The organism is Streptomyces sp. V4I8, from assembly GCF_041261225.1.
Classification (GTDB): domain Bacteria; phylum Actinomycetota; class Actinomycetes; order Streptomycetales; family Streptomycetaceae; genus Streptomyces.
Genome location: NZ_JBGCCN010000001.1, coordinates 7,541,529 through 7,557,796 on the forward strand (window position 1 = coordinate 7,541,529; position 16,268 = coordinate 7,557,796).

The 16,268-nt window shown below is 68.3% G+C and carries 13 protein-coding genes; 10 read left to right on the forward strand and 3 right to left on the reverse strand.

Going from position 1 to position 16,268, the window contains the following annotated elements:
- Positions 1-49 precede the first annotated feature (49 nt).
- Positions 50-931 (forward strand): GNAT family N-acetyltransferase, encoded by an 882-nt coding sequence (locus tag ABIE67_RS34325; protein WP_370265259.1) that lies wholly within the window; start codon positions 50-52, stop codon positions 929-931.
- A 502-nt stretch (positions 932-1,433) separates the two neighbouring features.
- A complete protein-coding gene (locus tag ABIE67_RS34330) occupies positions 1,434-3,443 on the forward strand; it encodes an ATP-dependent DNA helicase (RefSeq protein ID WP_370265260.1) in 2,010 nt (669 codons plus the stop codon).
- A gap of 209 nt (positions 3,444-3,652) precedes the next feature.
- Here the strand turns inward: ABIE67_RS34330 and lexA are convergent, their stop codons facing one another.
- Positions 3,653-4,432 (reverse strand): transcriptional repressor LexA, encoded by a 780-nt coding sequence (gene lexA / locus ABIE67_RS34335; protein WP_048580295.1) that lies wholly within the window; start codon positions 4,430-4,432, stop codon positions 3,653-3,655.
- A 564-nt stretch (positions 4,433-4,996) separates the two neighbouring features.
- Here lexA and nrdR point away from each other — a divergent pair.
- Positions 4,997-5,566 carry a transcriptional regulator NrdR gene (gene nrdR, locus ABIE67_RS34340; protein ID WP_370265261.1) on the forward strand — a complete coding sequence of 190 codons (570 nt, stop codon included), beginning with the start codon at positions 4,997-4,999 and terminating at the stop codon, positions 5,564-5,566.
- Positions 5,567-5,732: 166 nt separating this feature from the next.
- A complete protein-coding gene (locus ABIE67_RS34345) occupies positions 5,733-8,627 on the forward strand; it encodes a vitamin B12-dependent ribonucleotide reductase (RefSeq protein WP_370265263.1) in 2,895 nt (964 codons plus the stop codon).
- A gap of 132 nt (positions 8,628-8,759) precedes the next feature.
- On the opposite strand, the gene ABIE67_RS34350 is transcribed toward ABIE67_RS34345, so the two are convergent.
- The gene (locus ABIE67_RS34350) at positions 8,760-9,293 is read right to left on the reverse strand and encodes a TerD family protein (protein WP_370265264.1); all 534 of its coding nucleotides are present in this window, start codon (positions 9,291-9,293) and stop codon (positions 8,760-8,762) included.
- A 155-nt stretch (positions 9,294-9,448) separates the two neighbouring features.
- Here ABIE67_RS34350 and ABIE67_RS34355 point away from each other — a divergent pair, with 155 nt between their 5' ends.
- From ABIE67_RS34355 to ABIE67_RS34365, 3 genes are all read left to right on the forward strand, one after another.
- On the forward strand, positions 9,449-10,054 hold the full coding sequence (locus ABIE67_RS34355) for a YdbC family protein (RefSeq protein WP_370265265.1): 606 nt from the start codon (positions 9,449-9,451) through the stop codon (positions 10,052-10,054).
- A gap of 119 nt (positions 10,055-10,173) precedes the next feature.
- Positions 10,174-10,833, forward strand: a complete 660-nt coding sequence (locus ABIE67_RS34360) for a histidine phosphatase family protein (protein ID WP_370265266.1) — start codon at positions 10,174-10,176, stop codon at positions 10,831-10,833.
- A 12-nt stretch (positions 10,834-10,845) separates the two neighbouring features.
- Positions 10,846-11,751: an ADP-ribosylglycohydrolase family protein gene (locus ABIE67_RS34365; RefSeq protein ID WP_370265267.1), complete on the forward strand. Its 906-nt coding sequence runs from the start codon at positions 10,846-10,848 to the stop codon at positions 11,749-11,751.
- A gap of 359 nt (positions 11,752-12,110) precedes the next feature.
- Here ABIE67_RS34365 and ABIE67_RS34370 read toward each other — a convergent pair whose 3' ends face one another.
- Positions 12,111-13,658 carry an MFS transporter gene (locus ABIE67_RS34370; RefSeq protein ID WP_370265268.1) on the reverse strand — a complete coding sequence of 516 codons (1,548 nt, stop codon included), beginning with the start codon at positions 13,656-13,658 and terminating at the stop codon, positions 12,111-12,113.
- A 187-nt stretch (positions 13,659-13,845) separates the two neighbouring features.
- Between ABIE67_RS34370 and ABIE67_RS34375 the strand changes: the two genes are divergently transcribed.
- The 3 genes from ABIE67_RS34375 (at position 13,846) to ABIE67_RS34385 (ending at position 15,963) form a co-directional block, all read left to right on the forward strand.
- Complete coding sequence (locus tag ABIE67_RS34375; protein WP_370265269.1) at positions 13,846-14,469, forward strand: TetR/AcrR family transcriptional regulator; 624 nt, start codon at positions 13,846-13,848, stop codon at positions 14,467-14,469.
- Positions 14,470-14,551: 82 nt separating this feature from the next.
- The gene (locus ABIE67_RS34380; protein WP_370265270.1) at positions 14,552-15,253 is read left to right on the forward strand and encodes a ribonuclease HII; all 702 of its coding nucleotides are present in this window, start codon (positions 14,552-14,554) and stop codon (positions 15,251-15,253) included.
- Between the two features lie 68 nt (positions 15,254-15,321).
- Positions 15,322-15,963 (forward strand): hypothetical protein, encoded by a 642-nt coding sequence (locus ABIE67_RS34385; protein WP_370265271.1) that lies wholly within the window; start codon positions 15,322-15,324, stop codon positions 15,961-15,963.
- The last annotated feature ends 305 nt before the right edge of the window (positions 15,964-16,268 follow it).

Sequence of the window (16,268 nt, forward strand, 5' to 3'; positions counted from 1 at the left end):
TCATCCCTGAGGAACATGACTCGCCCCGCCTCCTGAGAGGAGCGTCGCCGTGCCTCCCACCGACGCGAGTACCAACGCCGGTACCACCTCATCCACCGACACCGACACCGGCACCGCCATGAGCCCGGGTGCTGGCGAGAGCCGTATCGCCTCGGCTGCCGACGCGAGCGCAGACAGCGAGGACACGCTGGACATGCCTCTGACCGAGGAACTCCTCGCGCTCTTCGCGGAGGACACCGGTGCCAGCGGCGGGAACCCGGGCTCAGGCGCAGCCGCGGCAACCACAGTCGCAGTCGGGCCCCCAGCCGCAACCGCCACCCCAATTGCAGCCCATGCCGTCTCCGACCTGTCGATCCCCGACGATCTGCTCGATCACATTGCCGACTGGGGGCCGATCAGCACACCCGCAGGAGTGCTTCACCTCGTCCCGGTGCGGGTCGAACGAGACCTCCCGATCATCGGCCGGTGGATGAACGACCCCGCCGTCGCAGCGTTCTGGGGGCTCGCCGGACCCCAGAGCGCGACCGAGGAGCACCTGCGGTCTCATCTCACCGGTGACGGACGCAGCGTCCCGTGCCTGGGCCTGTTGGAAGGCACGCCGATGAGTTACTGGGAGATCTACCGAGCCGACCTCGACCCGCTGGCCCGGCACTATCCGGCTCGGCCTCACGACACGGGTATCCATCTCCTCATCGGAGCCGTGGGCGACCGCGGGCGAGGACTCGGCGGAACTCTCCTACGAGCCGTCGCCGACCTCGCGCTCGACAAGCGTCCTGCCTGCGCACGCATCATCGCCGAACCAGACATTCGCAACACCCCTTCGGTCGCCGCCTTCCTGGACGCAGGCTTCCGCTTCTCCGCCGAGATCGACCTGCCCGCCAAGCGGGCTGCCCTCATGGTCAGAGACCGGGTTCTGCGCCATCTGCTGTGACGCCATGTCGCAGCGTCATCACTTTTGGTACACCGCTCGGGCCGATCGGGTTCCCAGTTCCGGCGAACCGGATTCAGGCCGAGTCGATCTCTCCCACTGTCGGGGTTGATGGCCGTGGCCCGTGGCTCAAGGCCGGTAGCTCGAGACCGGTAGCTCGTGGCCCGTGGCTCAAGGCCGGTGGCTCGAGACCGGTAGCTCGTGGCTCGAGGCAGGTGGCCCGTCGCTCAAGGCCCGAGACCCAGGCGTGCAGGGTCGGGCCCGCCGAGTCCGCACCTCCCACCCCCAACGGCCACACTCGAAATCACCGCGCGACACTCGTCGAGCCGGCCACGTCCGAACCGACCTGGACCACAGACGTACAGCCCTTTACCTCAACCGATCCGATCCCACACCCGCCCGAACCGATCCGTTCCCTCCCCGAGGAGCCCCAGGTCTTGATCCCGCTGCTCGTCCCCACCGCGCGCGCCCGTTTGTCGGTGCCGGGCCGTAGGGTGGTCGCGCTATGACGAAGCCCTCACTCCCCGAACTCCTGCATGCTGCCGTCACTGCCGTCGGCGGTACGGAGCGCCCCGGTCAGGTGACCATGGCCGAATCCGTCGCGGAGGCGATCGACGGCGGTTCCCATCTGCTGGTCCAGGCCGGCACCGGCACCGGAAAGTCACTGGGCTACCTCGTGCCCGCGCTCGCGCAGGGGGAGCGCGTCGTCGTGGCGACGGCCACCCTGGCTCTCCAGCGGCAACTCGTGGAGCGCGACCTGCCGCGCACCGTCGATGCACTGCACCCGCTGCTGCGCCGTCGCCCCGAGTTCGCGATGCTCAAGGGCAGGTCGAACTACCTGTGTCTGCACCGCCTGCACGAGGGTGTCCCGCAGGACGAGGAGGAAGGCCTCTTCGACCAGTTCGAGGCGGCCGCACCCACCAGCAAGCTGGGTCAGGACCTGCTGCGCCTGCGTGACTGGTCCGACGAGACGGAGACGGGCGATCGCGACGACCTGACGCCCGGTGTGTCCGACCGGGCCTGGGCTCAGGTGTCGGTGTCGTCACGTGAGTGCTTGGGCGCTTCGAAGTGCGCGTACGGCGCCGAGTGCTTTGCCGAGACGGCCCGAGAGCGCGCCAAGCTCTCGGAGGTCGTCGTCACCAACCACGCCCTGCTCGCGATCGACGCCATCGAAGGCGCCCCCGTGCTCCCACAGCACGAGGTCCTGATCGTCGACGAGGCGCACGAACTGGTCTCCCGGGTCACCGGAGTCGCCACCGGCGAGCTCACGCCCGGCCAGGTCAACCGCGCGGTGCGCCGCGCCGCGAAGCTCGTCAACGAGAAGGCCGCCGACCAGCTCCAGACAGCCGCCGAGGGCTTCGAACGGCTGATGGAGCTCGCCCTGCCGGGCCGCCTGGAGGAGATCCCGGAGGACCTCGCCTACGCGCTCATGGCGCTCCGCGACGCCTGCCGCACCGTCATCTCCGCGATCGGCGCGACCCGCGACAAGTCCGTGCAGGACGAGGACGCGGTCCGCAAGCAGGCGATGGCCTCGGTCGAGACCGTGCACGACGTGGCGGAGCGGATCACGAACGGCTCCGAGTGGGATGTCGTCTGGTACGAGCGGCACGACCGTTTCGGCGCGTCACTGCGCGTGGCCCCCATGTCCGTGTCGGGCCTTCTGAGGGAGAAGCTTTTCGCGGACCGTTCCGTCGTCCTGACCTCCGCGACCTTGAAGCTCGGCGGCGACTTCAACGGCGTCGGCGCGTCCCTGGGACTCGCACCCGAGGGCACGGAGGGTGATGACGTCCCGCAGTGGAAGGGGGTGGATGTCGGGTCGCCCTTCGACTATCGCAAGCAGGGCATTCTGTACGTCGCCAAGCACCTTTCGCGTCCCGCGCGGGACGGCGACCGCGTGGACATGCTCGACGAGTTGACCGAACTGATCCAGGCGGCGGGCGGCCGCACGCTCGGCCTCTTCTCCTCGATGCGAGGCGCTCAGCTGGCGGCCGAGGAGCTCCGCTCCCGTATCCCCGAGTTCCCGATCCTCCTCCAGGGCGAGGAGACGCTCGGCGAGCTGATCAAGAACTTCGCGGCCGACCCGAAGACCTGTCTGTTCGGCACGCTGTCCCTGTGGCAGGGCGTCGATGTCCCCGGCCCCAGCTGTCAGCTGGTCGTCATGGACAAGATCCCGTTCCCGCGCCCCGACGACCCGCTGATGAGCGCCCGCCAGAAGGCGGTGGAGGACGCCGGCGGCAACGGTTTCATGGCAGTCGCCGCGACTCACGCCGCGCTGCTCATGGCTCAGGGCGCAGGCCGCCTCGTACGGGCCTCGGGGGACCGCGGCGTGGTCGCCGTACTGGACCAGCGGCTCGCCACGGCCCGGTACGGGAGCTATCTGAAGGCGTCACTGCCCGACTTCTGGTACACGACGGACCGTAACCAGGTCCGAAAGTCGCTGGCCGCCATCGATGCAGCGGCAACGAAGGCGGAGGCGGAGGCGGAGGCAGAGGCAGAGGCGGAAGCGGAACAGTGATCGGGGTTGGCCTGTCGCGGCGCCCGCGACAGGCCAACCCCGATCTTGCGTCTGCTGACACCGGGTCCTGTGCGCCGCACGGACCTGGAACAGAACACAGGACGTGGAAACAGGCACAGCACCTGGAACAGCACAGGGCCCCGGAACCGGCGCAGGGGTCCCGGGGCCCGGTCAGAGGGCGACGCCTTCGGCTTCGCCCGCCGCAGCCGTCACACGCGCCGCAGCACTGCCACCACCTTGCCCAGGATGGTCGCGTCGTCACCGGGAATCGGCTCGTACGCAGAGTTGTGCGGGAGGAGCCAGACATGGCCGTCCTCGCGCTTGAAGCGCTTGACCGTGGCCTCGCCGTCGAGCATCGCGGCCACGATGTCGCCGTTCTCGGCGACCGGCTGGCGCCGGACCGTGACCCAGTCGCCGTCGCAGATCGCGGCCTCGATCATCGAGTCACCGACGACCTTCAGGACGAACAGCTCGCCGTCACCGACCAGCTGGCGGGGGAGGGGGAAGACGTCCTCGACCGACTCCTCCGCGAGGATGGGGCCACCAGCGGCGATGCGGCCGACCAGCGGGACGTACGACGCGGCGGGCTTGCCGGTGGTGTCCGTGGGCTGCACGGAGGCCGCCTGGTCGGAGCCGCGGACCTCGTACGCGCGCGGGCGGTGCGGGTCACGGCGGAGGAAGCCCTTGCGCTCCAGTGCCATGAGCTGGTGTGCCACGGAGGACGTGCTGGACAGGCCGACCGCCTGGCCGATCTCCCGCATCGACGGCGGGTAGCCACGCCGCTGCACGGAATCCCTGATGACCTCGATCACTCGGCGCTGCCGGTCTGTAAGCCCTGAGCTGTCCGCCCTGATGCCGGGAGGTCGGCCCGGCAGGGAGCGCTTGTGCGCCTCGGGATTCATGGCTTCGTTCATCGCATGCACCGGCTCGAGTCGGCCCTGGGAGCGGTCCTGGGCAGTGATGGTGGCACTGTCTGCGGTGGTGGTCACGTCGGCCCCTCTCGATGGTCTCCCTGCTGCACAACGGTAGTTGCTTTCGAAAGGTTGCGCCAAACACACGTTCGAGTGAAAAATCGCGAATCACCTGACGTGATCGTGTGTCCGGGTGTATGGCTGACGTGCGGTCCGACGGGCAAAAGGGTCCATTGTTGTACCCTTCACCGCCGGGGTGACGACCTCGTGGGTTGTTGCCCCAGTCTGCCATCCGAGATCGGATCGGCCGGGAAGCGACCCCCCATCTGTGCGGGAGTCCTACGTCCCCTCCGTGCGGCGCTCACGGTATCTCCGTATGTGCCGTGGCGATACGGCCGTGCGCCGAACTGTGCGGCGCGCCGGTGCGCCGCACGCCACAGGCCAGGCTCTCTGCGACACGCGGGAACGGTGTCGATGTATGAGCCAATCCCCACATCTAGTGGTTGCATTGCGGCAGCAGCCCAGAAGTTGTGGTCCCCCGGGTCTTGGACCGCTCGGAGATCGCCTATGCTTGGGGCTGCTTCGAGGGGCCCATGAGGCCCAGCGAGGCTATCGAGTCTGCTGTGAGGAGGGTTGGGAGTTATGCACTGCCCCTTCTGCAGGCACCCCGACAGTCGCGTCGTCGACAGCCGTACGACCGACGACGGCACGTCGATCCGCCGACGCCGCCAGTGTCCTGACTGCTCCCGCCGTTTCACGACGGTGGAGACATGCTCACTGATGGTGATCAAGCGGTCCGGAGTCACCGAGCCATTCAGTCGTACCAAGGTCATCAACGGCGTGCGCAAGGCATGCCAGGGACGACCGGTCACCGAGGACGCGCTCGCCCAGCTCGGCCAACGGGTCGAGGAGGCGGTGCGAGCCACCGGAAGCGCCGAGTTGACCACCCATGACGTGGGGCTGGCCATACTCGGCCCGTTGCAGGAGCTCGACCTCGTCGCCTTTCTGCGATTCGCCTCCGTCTACCGGGCGTTCGACTCGCTCGAGGACTTCGAGGCCGCGATCGCGGAACTCAGGGAGGCGACGGGAAGCTCCGCCGCGGACGACGACGACCGCGAGGAAGACGCAGGCGCAGTCACGGGGGGCCAGGAAGACAGGCGCGGGTCCGGAGGGACTGCACAGGTCCCCGTGCCCGCCAACGCCGCCGACTGAGGGCAGGCCGGATTTGGTCTTTCGGACCTCCGGATCCGGCCGAGAGGCGGCGACACAAGACCTGCTGCGGGCGGCAATCGGACGGTGCCCGCAGCACCAGACAGAACACCGTGCCCGGGGAACATCGGGGCACTTCAGGGCGTTTTAGCCCGTACAGGGAGGCGGCATGACAGAGACGGCGAGCGGTCCGGCACGGAGTTCCCGCGCCAAGGGCACCAAGGCGACCAAGGGACTGCGTATCGAGCGCGTCCACACCACCCCCGGCGTGCACCCGTACGACGAGGTGGCCTGGGAGCGCCGTGACGTCGTCATGACCAACTGGCGCGACGGCTCGGTCAACTTCGAGCAGCGCGGCGTCGAGTTCCCCGACTTCTGGTCGGTGAACGCGGTCAACATCGTCACCAGCAAGTACTTCCGCGGTGCCGTCGGCACCCCGCAGCGCGAGGTGAGCCTCAAGCAGCTCATCGACCGCATCGTGAAGACGTATCGGAAGGCCGGCGAGGACTACAAGTACTTCGCCTCGCCCGCCGACGCCGAGATCTTCGAGCACGAGCTGGCGTACGCCCTCCTGCACCAGATCTTCAGCTTCAACAGCCCTGTGTGGTTCAACGTCGGCACGCCTCAGCCGCAGCAGGTCTCCGCCTGCTTCATCCTGTCCGTCGACGACTCCATGGAGTCGATCCTCGATTGGTACAAGGAAGAGGGCATGATCTTCAAGGGCGGCTCCGGCGCCGGCCTCAACCTCTCCCGCATCCGCTCCTCCAAGGAGCTCCTCTCCTCCGGTGGCAACGCCTCCGGTCCGGTCTCCTTCATGCGTGGTGCCGACGCCTCCGCAGGAACGATCAAGTCGGGTGGCGCCACGCGTCGCGCCGCCAAGATGGTCATCCTCGACGTCGACCACCCCGACATCGAGGACTTCATCGAGACCAAGGTGAAGGAAGAGGAGAAGATCCGCGCGCTGCGCGACGCGGGCTTCGACATGGACCTGGGCGGCGACGACATCACGTCCGTCCAGTACCAGAACGCCAACAACTCGGTCCGGGTGAACGACACCTTCATGAAGGCCGTCGAGTCGGGCGGCAAGTTCGGCCTGACGTCCCGCATGACGGGTGAGGTCATCGAAGAGGTCGACGCCAAGGCGCTGTTCCGCAAGATGGCCGAGGCCGCGTGGGCCTGCGCCGACCCGGGCATCCAGTACGACGACACCATCAACCACTGGCACACCTGCCCGGAGTCCGGCCGTATCAACGGCTCGAACCCCTGCAGCGAGTACATGCACCTGGACAACACGTCCTGCAACCTCGCCTCGCTGAACCTGATGAAGTTCCTGAAGGACGACGGCAAGGGCAACCAGTCCTTCGACGTCGAGCGGTTCGCCAAGGTCGTCGAGCTCGTCATCACCGCGATGGACATCTCCATCTGCTTCGCGGACTTCCCGACGCAGAAGATCGGTGAGAACACGCGCGCGTTCCGCCAGCTCGGCATCGGCTACGCCAACCTCGGCGCCCTGCTGATGGCCACGGGCCACGCGTACGACTCGGACGGTGGCCGTGCCCTCGCCGGCGCCATCACCTCCCTGATGACCGGCACCTCGTACAGGCGTTCCGCCGAACTCGCCGCGGTCGTCGGCGCGTACGACGGCTACGCCCGCAACGCCCAGCCGCACCTGCGCGTCATGAAGCAGCATGCCGACGCCAACGGCGTGGCCGTCCGCATGGACGACCTGGACACGCCGATCTGGGCCGCCGCCACGGAGGCCTGGCAGGACGTGCTGCGCCTTGGTGAGAAGAACGGTTTCCGTAACTCGCAGGCGTCCGTCATCGCCCCGACCGGCACCATCGGTCTCGCGATGTCCTGCGACACCACCGGCCTTGAGCCCGACCTCGCGCTGGTCAAGTTCAAGAAGCTGGTCGGCGGCGGCTCGATGCAGATCGTCAACGGCACCGTCCCGCAGGCCCTGCGCCGCCTGGGCTACCAGGAGGAGCAGATCGAGGCGATCGTCGCCCATATCGCCGAGCACGGCAATGTCGTCGACGCCCCCGGCCTCAAGCACGAGCACTACGAGGTGTTCGACTGCGCCATGGGCGAGCGCTCCATCTCCGCGATGGGCCACGTCCGCATGATGGCCGCGATCCAGCCGTGGATCTCGGGTGCGCTGTCCAAGACGGTCAACATGCCGGAGTCGGCGACCGTCGAGGAGGTCGAGGAGATCTACTTCGAGGCCTGGAAGCTCGGCGTCAAGGCGCTCGCCATCTACCGCGACAACTGCAAGGTCGGCCAGCCGCTCTCCGCCAAGACCAAGGAGAAGGAGAAGGCCGAGATCACGGAGAAGGCCGAGGCCACCATCCGTGAGACGGTCGAGAAGGTCGTCGAGTACCGCCCGGTCCGCAAGCGCCTTCCCAAGGGTCGCCCCGGCATCACGACGTCCTTCACGGTCGGCGGAGCCGAGGGCTACATGACCGCCAACTCCTACCCGGACGACGGTCTCGGTGAGGTCTTCCTGAAGATGTCCAAGCAGGGTTCGACTCTCGCGGGCATGATGGACGCCTTCTCGATCGCCGTCTCGGTGGGTCTGCAGTACGGCGTGCCGCTTGAGACGTACGTCTCGAAGTTCACGAACATGCGCTTCGAGCCGGCCGGTATGACGGACGACCCGGACGTGCGGATGGCCCAGTCGATCGTCGACTACATCTTCCGCCGCCTGGCGCTCGACTTCCTGCCCTTCGAGACGCGTTCCGCGCTCGGCATCCACTCCGCCGAGGAGCGGCAGCGTCACCTGGAGACGGGTTCGTACGAGCCTTCCGAGGACGAGGTCGACGTCGAGGGCCTGGCACAGTCGGCGCCGCGCGCCCAGGAGCTGAAGGCCGTCGCCACGCCGAAGGCCGAAGCATCGGTGGCCAAGCCCGCCCCGCAGCAGGCCCACACCAGCGCCGAGCTGGTCGAGATGCAGCTGGGCATCCAGGCCGACGCCCCGCTGTGCTTCTCCTGCGGCACGAAGATGCAGCGGGCCGGCTCCTGCTACATCTGCGAGGGCTGCGGTTCGACCAGCGGCTGCAGCTGACGCCGGGCAGGGGCATGGCCCCGCACGTCGGGTAGGCGTTGAGATGCCCTGACGAGGCCCTCGAAGAGGGGCGCCGACCATGTGTCGGCGCCCCTCTTCGCCGTATGCCCCGGCGCATGTGCAGCGTGGCTCTCAGGGCCGGCGAATCCCGCCCATGGTCGCTGTGAACGTCGCCGGGTCGTCCTCGAAACCGCGGACGCCCGAGTGGAAGTCCCACGTGCTCGATCCCTCGCGTACGAACTCCGCGACCGTCGCCGCCGTCGACCCGAGGACACCGCCGAAGTCGTCCTCGGCCATGACGGTGTAACCCTCACGGATGCGCAGAGCCGGATTGACGACGCTGACGAAGGTGCGGTTCGCGGGGTTCTGCTGGATCACGACTCCTACCAGCACGCGCGCGTACCGGCTGTCGAGCCGGTCGAGCTCCACCGTGAGGACCTCGTCCCAGCCGAAGCCCTTGCCGTCCTTGCTGTCCCGGTTGAGATAGATGGTGCCGTCGGGAGAGCGACTGTCGAAGTGCACCACGTAGGCGGGATCGCCGTACGGATCGCTCGCCAGGTAGGTCGCGGCGACGAGGTCCAGGTCGGTGGGCGGCTGCCCCGCCGCACTCGGATCCCACTTGAGTGAGATCTCGACCTTCCGGATCCCCTTGTTGATGGCGTTCACCAGGCTGCCCCTTCCCCGTTCCGCGTATGTCCCGGCCTGAACTGCCCAGCAGCGAAGGCCGGTTGTCCATCCTGCCACGCGCGCAGGCGCGTACGCCGGGGAGCTCTCCGGGTGAGAGTGACCGGCGCCACGCTCCGTGGCCTTACGATGGCGCGGTGCTGGTCAAGTGGATTCGCTGCACCGTGGTGGACCGCCGCGGCTTCGAGCGCGGGCAGCGAAAGTGGGCGGGGCTTCTGGGGGAGCCGGGGTTTCGGGAGCAGGGGGGTGGATGGAGTCGGGGCCGGCAGGGGGTGGCGCACATCTTTTCGTTCTGGGAGAGCCGTTCCTTCTACGACTCCTTCATGGCCCGCTCCCATGACAGGCTGGCGGCGGCCCAGTCGGGCACCTACAAGGACATGCAGGTCAGGCTCTTCGACTACCGCTTCGACGTGAAGACAGGCTTCGAGCCGCGCTTCACCGACGCGGATCTCGTCCGGGTGGCACACTGCCGTGTCCACGAAGAACGGGCCGAACACTTCACGCTCATGCAGGAGAAGGTCTGGAACCCCGCGATGGCCGGCTCCCCGGGCATGATCCGGGGACTGTTCGGCGAGGCCCCGGGCCATGAGTTCCTGGTGATGTCGATGTGGCGGTCAGCCGCCGAGCACGGGAAGTACCGGACCGAGCGCGTGGAGCGACTGGCGCTGCGAGCCCAGACCGAGGCGGATGTAGCGGCCCTTACGGGTGACATCGTGGAACTCGAACCGACGTGGATAGTTTGAATTTCGGACCCGCCGCTGGTGCGCCTTGATGTGGCTGATGGTGCAGGAAATGTGTGACCTACGCCGTATGGAGCCCGTACGAGTGCTCGATGGGCCGTGACCCGATCTAGGGTTTTGGCATGGCACGACCACGGCGCATCGTCCTTGTCCGGCACGGCGAGTCAACGGGCAATGTTGATGACACCGTCTACGAGCGTGAGCCCGACCACGCACTGGCGCTCACCGAGCGGGGCCGGCTACAGGCCGAGGAGACGGGTAAGCGGTTGCAGGACGTGTTCGGCCGTGAGCGTGTCAGCGTGTATGTCTCGCCCTATCGCCGCACGCACGAAACACTGCGCGCCTTTCACCTCGATCCCGAGCTCATACGGGTGCGCGAGGAACCCCGGCTGCGCGAGCAGGACTGGGGAAACTGGCAGGACCGCGACGACGTCCGTCTACAGAAGTCCTACCGGGACGCCTACGGCCACTTCTTCTACCGCTTCGCGCAGGGAGAGTCCGGCGCCGACGTGTACGACCGGGTCGGCAACTTCCTGGAGAGCCTGTTCCGCAGTTTCGAGGCGCCCGACCACCCGCCGAACGTGCTGTTGGTGACCCACGGTCTGGCGATGCGGCTGTTCTGCATGCGCTGGTTCCACTGGACCGTCGCCGAATTCGAGTCGCTGTCGAACCCGGGGAACGCGGAGATGCGGATGCTCGTTCTCGGGGACGACGGCAAGTACACACTTGACCGGCCTTTCGAACGCTGGCGAGATCCGGAGCCGTACGGGACCACCGGATAGAGTGGCAGGGCGATGACCGCTGATTCCTCTCCCGAAAGGCGCCTGGACCGCGCCCTGGCCAGCCTGCGCGGACTCGCGGTGGGAGACGCGCTGGGCTCGCAGTTCTTCGTCCCGGTGAACTATCCGCTGCTGAAGCGCCGTGAGCTGCCGTCCGGGCCCTGGCAGTGGACGGACGACACGGAGATGGCCTGCTCCGTGGTCGCCGTCCTGGCCGCCCACCACCGCATCGACCAGGATGCGCTGGCCCGCTCCTTCGCCGAGCACCATGACTTCGACCGGGGCTACGGCCCTGCGGTCAACCGGCTGCTGCGCCTGGTCCGGGAGGGCGGGGACTGGCGCGAGCTGTCGGCCGCGCTCTTCAACGGACAGGGTTCCTGGGGTAACGGCGCAGCGATGCGGATCGCGCCCCTCGGCGCCTGGTACGCGGACGACCCGGAGCAGGCGACCCACCAGGCCGAGATCTCGGCCTACCCCACGCATCAGCACCGCGAGGCCGTCGTCGGCGCCATGGCCGTCGCTGCTGCCGCCGCGCTGGCCGCCGCTCCCGGTGGCCCGCCGAGCCCTGAATCGCTCCTCGACGACGTCGTCGCTCTCGTTCCGAAGAGCGCGGTGGGAGCAGGCCTACGGCGCGCCCGGGACATGCTCGACTACGCGGACGCGGCCACTGTCGCGGCCGTCCTGGGTTGTGGACGGCGTACGACGGCCCACGACACCGTGCCCTTCGCCCTCTGGTCTGCGGCGCGAGCCCTCGGTGACTATGAGCGGGCCTTCTGGACGACCGCGCAGGTCGGCGGTGACGTGGACACCACGTGCGCCATCGTGGGCGGCGTGATCGGCTCCGGGAAGGCCGGGGCCGCACCCGTCGCGTGGGTGGAGCGGACCGAGGCATTCCCGAAGTGGGTGCCGACGTCGGCGTAGTGCAGTGCGGCTGTCAGGCCGGACTCCTCGATAACTTTCTGTGCATGCCGGGAACTGTGTGTGACCGCCTGCCCGTTGTCGTGACAGCTGGTGTGCGCCGCCCGCTGGGGCGGCTCCGCACATGACGTACGAGCGGCGACGCAGGGGGTGGAGCCATGCAGTTCATGTCGGTGTTGGGCGGGCTCGGCGTGCTGGTCGTCGCGGCGGCTGCCGCGCGTGGCCTTCGGCTTTCCTGCGAGCACGGGGCACACCTGCCGTCGGTCGCCATGAGGGTGGTGCGGATGGCCGACGCGTGGTCCTCGTCGTCAGTCCTCCGGACGCGATCCGGCCATCCGCGGCGCTTCGCGGGCCCGGCCGGGTCAGCCGGCCATCGGCCCCGCCGTCCCGGCGAGGGCGTCCAGATCACTCTTGCGGACCCGGATCACGAACCATGCGGTGACCAGGGCGAGTACGGCCATCGCGGCGGCCGCCACGAAGCCCGTCGATATGCCCTGGGTGAGCACTTCGTGCCCCCATGGCCCGGGCAGTTGGTGCGTCTGGGCGAACTCCGCCTTCTGCTCGGCCGACCCCTCCGCCATGAACTTCGGCAGTTGCTTCTCCGCCTCGTCCCTGCTGGCCGAGCCGAACACCGTCGTCAGGATGGAGAGACCCAGCGAACCACCCACCTGCTGCGTGGTGTTGAGCAGCCCGGAAGCCGCACCGGCCTCGTGTGGTGCGACACCGGAGACCGCTGTGATCGTCAGCGTCACGAAGTTCAGGCCCATGCCGAAGCCGAAGGCCAGCATCGGGCCCAGGACTCCGCCGACGTACGAGCTGTCGGCGCTGATGAGGGTCTGCCAGGCCAGCCCGATCGCCGTGAGTGCCGAGCCCGCGAGCATGAACGGCTTGGGGCCGAGCACCGGCAGGAAGCGTTGCGACAGGCCCGCGCCGAGCGCGATCACGACCGTCACCGGAAGGAAGGCGAGACCGGCCTCGATCGGGCTGTACTGCAGCACGTTCTGCACGAACAGCACGATGTAGAAGAACATGCCGAACATCGCCGCGGCCAGGCTGAGCATGATCACGTACGTGCCCGAGCGGTTGCGGTCGGCGAACATCCTGAGCGGGGTGATGGGCTCCTTGGCCCGCGACTCGATGAACGCGAAGGCCAGCAGCAGGACCACCGCGGCGGCGAAGGACCCGATGGTCAGGCTGTCCCGCCATCCTTCGTCCGCGGCGCGGATGAACCCGTAGACCAAGGAGGCCATGCCCGTCGTCGAGGTCAGTGCGCCCGCGATGTCGAAGCGGCCGGTGTGCCGTTCGGACTCGCTGATGTACAGCGGTGTGAGCACAGCGATCACAATGCCTATCGGCACGTTGACGAAGAGCACCCATCGCCAGTCGAGCCATTCGGTGAGCATGCCGCCCGCGAGCAGACCGATGGCGCCACCGCCCGCGGAGACGGCGGCGAAGACGCCGAACGCCCGGTTGCGCTCCGGGCCTTCGGGGAAAGTCGTGGTGATGAGCGCCAGCGAGGTGGGCGATGCGATCGCGCCTCCCACGCCCTGGAGCACACGCGCGGCCAGCAACTGCCAGGGTTCCTGGGCGAGTCCGCCGAGCAGCGAGGCGAGCGTGAACAGCAGGATGCCGGACATGAAGACCCGGCGGCGGCCCAGGATGTCACCGGCGCGGCCGCCGAGAAGCAGCAGACCGCCGAAGGTGAGCGTGTAGGCGCTGACGACCCACGTGAGGTCAGTGGTGCTGAACTTGAGAGCGTCTTGAATGTGCGGAAGCGCGATGTTCACAATCGTCGCGTCGAGTACCACCATGAGTTGGCAGGCCGCGATGACCGTGAGCGCGATGCCGGGATGCCCCTCCCGGCGTGCCGCACCTGGTTTCTGATCCTTGATCAACTGAGAGGTTGTCACTATGGGTCCCCCACAAATGCCTTAGTGAACGCTCGCGTTCACTGCCGCGTCAACCGTAGTGAGTCCCCAGTAGTGAACGCAAGCGTTCACTTACATTGTCATCGTGCGGCCTGTCCCCCCGTAGTGGCCGCGCGGTGCTCCCTTGCCCCCGGAATCCCCGCTTCCCGTGTTCGTTGGAGACGCTCAGATGGTTACCTCGCGCTGGACGGCCGCCCCCGCTCAGACGGCCTCTCTCCGCCGGCGCGGCGCCGTGCTCGAACGCGCGATCCTCGACGCCGCGCTGGAACAGCTCAGTACGGTCGGATGGAACGGCCTCACGATGGAGGGTGTCGCCGCCGGTGCCCAGACTGGGAAGGCCGCCGTCTATCGGCGCTGGCCGTCCAAGGAGGACCTCGTCGCCGATGCGCTGCGCGCCGGACTGCCGCGGTTCGAGTCGGCTCCCGATCTGGGGAGCGTTCGCGAAGATCTGCTCGAGCTGTGTCGGCAGACACGGGAGGCGATGTTCTCGCGCCCCGGTTTCGCGCTGCGATCGGTGATTCACGAATGCGACAGCCTTCAGGCCGAGCGGTTTCATGGCGTGATCTTCGAGGGCGTTGTGGAGCCGACGATCGGGTTGCTGCGTGAGGTCATCACCCGTGGCATTGAGCGGGGAGAGGTGCGGCCCGACGCGTCGAACGGCTATGTCTTCGACGCCATTCCGGCGATGATGATGTACCGGTCAAAGATGTGCTCGAGCGAATGGAACGACCGGGATCTCGAGGAGATGATCGAACAGTTGATGCTTCCCCTGCTCCGTCCGACGGGCAGCTGAACGACCGCTCCGACGACCTGGAGGTTGCTTCGGTGAACCAGGGTGTCGAAGCCCGCGGCGGGCGGCGTAGGCTAAGGGCGCCATGCCGTACGAACCGCCTACTCACACCGTCGAGCGCTCCCTTCGAGCCACGACCGGAGCGAAGATCATTGCCGGTGTCGACGAGGTGGGGCGCGGCGCGTGGGCCGGCCCCGTCACCGTCTGCGCGGCGATCACCGGACTGCGTCGGCCCCCTGTAGGGCTCACCGACTCCAAACTGCTCACCGTCAAGCGGCGCACCGAGCTTGCCGACCACCTACGGACGTGGGTCACGTCGTACGCTCTCGGGCACGCCTCTCCGGAGGAGATCGACGGCCTGGGGATGACGGCCTCTCTGCGGCTCGCCGCGGGGCGTGCCCTGGAGGCCCTGCCGGTCCGTCCCGACGCGGTGATTCTCGACGGGAAGCACGACTACCTCGGGGACCCCTGGAGGGTCCGAACGGTGATCAAGGGTGACCGGTCTTGCGTGGCCGTCGCGGCGGCCTCGGTGATCGCCAAGGTGCAGCGCGACAAAATGATGGCCGAACTGGGTATCGACCATGCAGACTTCGGTTTTGTGGACAACGCCGGGTATCCGTCGCCGGTGCACAAGGCCGCACTGGCGGAGCGGGGACCCACCCCGTACCACCGGTTGTCGTGGGCGTATCTTGATGCGCTGCCCCAGTGGCGGCACCTCAAGAAGGTCCGCACCTGGGTGGAAGGAAGCGTTCCGGAGATCGAGGGGCAGCTCGGCTTCGATTTCTGACGATTCCGCTCGCACTTATGTGCCACCCGCTGACGCGAGTCGTATCAGCGTTTGATAAACATCAGCTCATGCCTCTCATTCCCGAGGAGCCTCAGATTCACGAGAGTGCCCAGGGTCCCCGCGCCACGCCGGCCAGCGGCCGTACCGCGCCGACCCCTCGCCCCGTACCCGGCCCCCGCCCCGCGGCTTCGTCGCGTCCCGGCCGACCCGGGCCCCTGCGGCCCGCGCCGCCGGTGCAACGTACGCCGCGTGACGTGGCCGTGGCCAAGCCCGGACCGTCGGGTCCGGCAGCCCCCGCCGCCTCCGCTCCGGCTGCGGCGACCCCGCAGATCCAGCTGATCCCGGCCTCGCCCGAAGGCGCGCTCGACGCCGCCGAGGAAGCCGTCGACCTGCTCCTGGATTCGGGCCGTGCTCCCGGCGACGTGCTGGTGATCACCACCGGAGAGCAGCACCCGTGGGCCGCCCACGAGCTGTCCTTCGGCGAAGCCTCCTACTGGGCGCAGCACGACGCGGGGGACGACGTCTTCTACGCCGATGCTGCGGTCGCCGGTCGTGCCGCGGCGCGCCCCGTGGTCGTCGTGGCCGTCAACGGCGGTCCTGACACCAGTGCCGCCGACGCCCTGCCTCTGGCCCTCGGCCGGGCCGGCGCCCTGCTGATCGTCTGCGGCGACCCGCAGCGGATCAACTCGGTGCTGGGCGCGGGCGTCTGAGCCGGTTCCGGCTCGTCCGGGGGACACCCCGCCGGACAAGGGGACAGGGCGCCGCTGCGGCGGCGTCTGCACGGTGGGGCCTTCGGCGTGCGCTGACGAGCGGGGAGCTCGCCGCGCGCCGGCCCGTCGAATCCGCGTGTGAGCCCATGCCGACGGACTGCCGTCATATGAGTCAATGCCGACGGACCGCCGTCGCATGACTCCATGCCGACGGACAGCCGTCGTGGGCCGCCCAGCCTCGGGCCGGTTCATGGGGTGAGCCGGACCGACGCCGTGGAGCGGGTACTGCACCCCGCTGCGGCGGC

Bases quoted from the DNA above. Each gene is read 5' to 3' on its own strand.
- nrdR (WP_370265261.1), top strand. From the start codon at position 4,997: ATGCACTGCCCCTTCTGCAGGCACCCCGACAGTCGCGTCGTCGACAGC.
- ABIE67_RS34365 (WP_370265267.1), top strand. From the start codon at position 10,846: ATGACCGCTGATTCCTCTCCCGAAAGGCGCCTGGACCGCGCCCTGGCC.
- ABIE67_RS34380 (WP_370265270.1), top strand. From the start codon at position 14,552: ATGCCGTACGAACCGCCTACTCACACCGTCGAGCGCTCCCTTCGAGCC.
- ABIE67_RS34385 (WP_370265271.1), top strand. From the start codon at position 15,322: ATGCCTCTCATTCCCGAGGAGCCTCAGATTCACGAGAGTGCCCAGGGT.
- ABIE67_RS34345 (WP_370265263.1), top strand. From the start codon at position 5,733: ATGACAGAGACGGCGAGCGGTCCGGCACGGAGTTCCCGCGCCAAGGGC.
- ABIE67_RS34360 (WP_370265266.1), top strand. From the start codon at position 10,174: ATGGCACGACCACGGCGCATCGTCCTTGTCCGGCACGGCGAGTCAACG.
- ABIE67_RS34330 (WP_370265260.1), top strand. From the start codon at position 1,434: ATGACGAAGCCCTCACTCCCCGAACTCCTGCATGCTGCCGTCACTGCC.
- ABIE67_RS34375 (WP_370265269.1), top strand. From the start codon at position 13,846: ATGGTTACCTCGCGCTGGACGGCCGCCCCCGCTCAGACGGCCTCTCTC.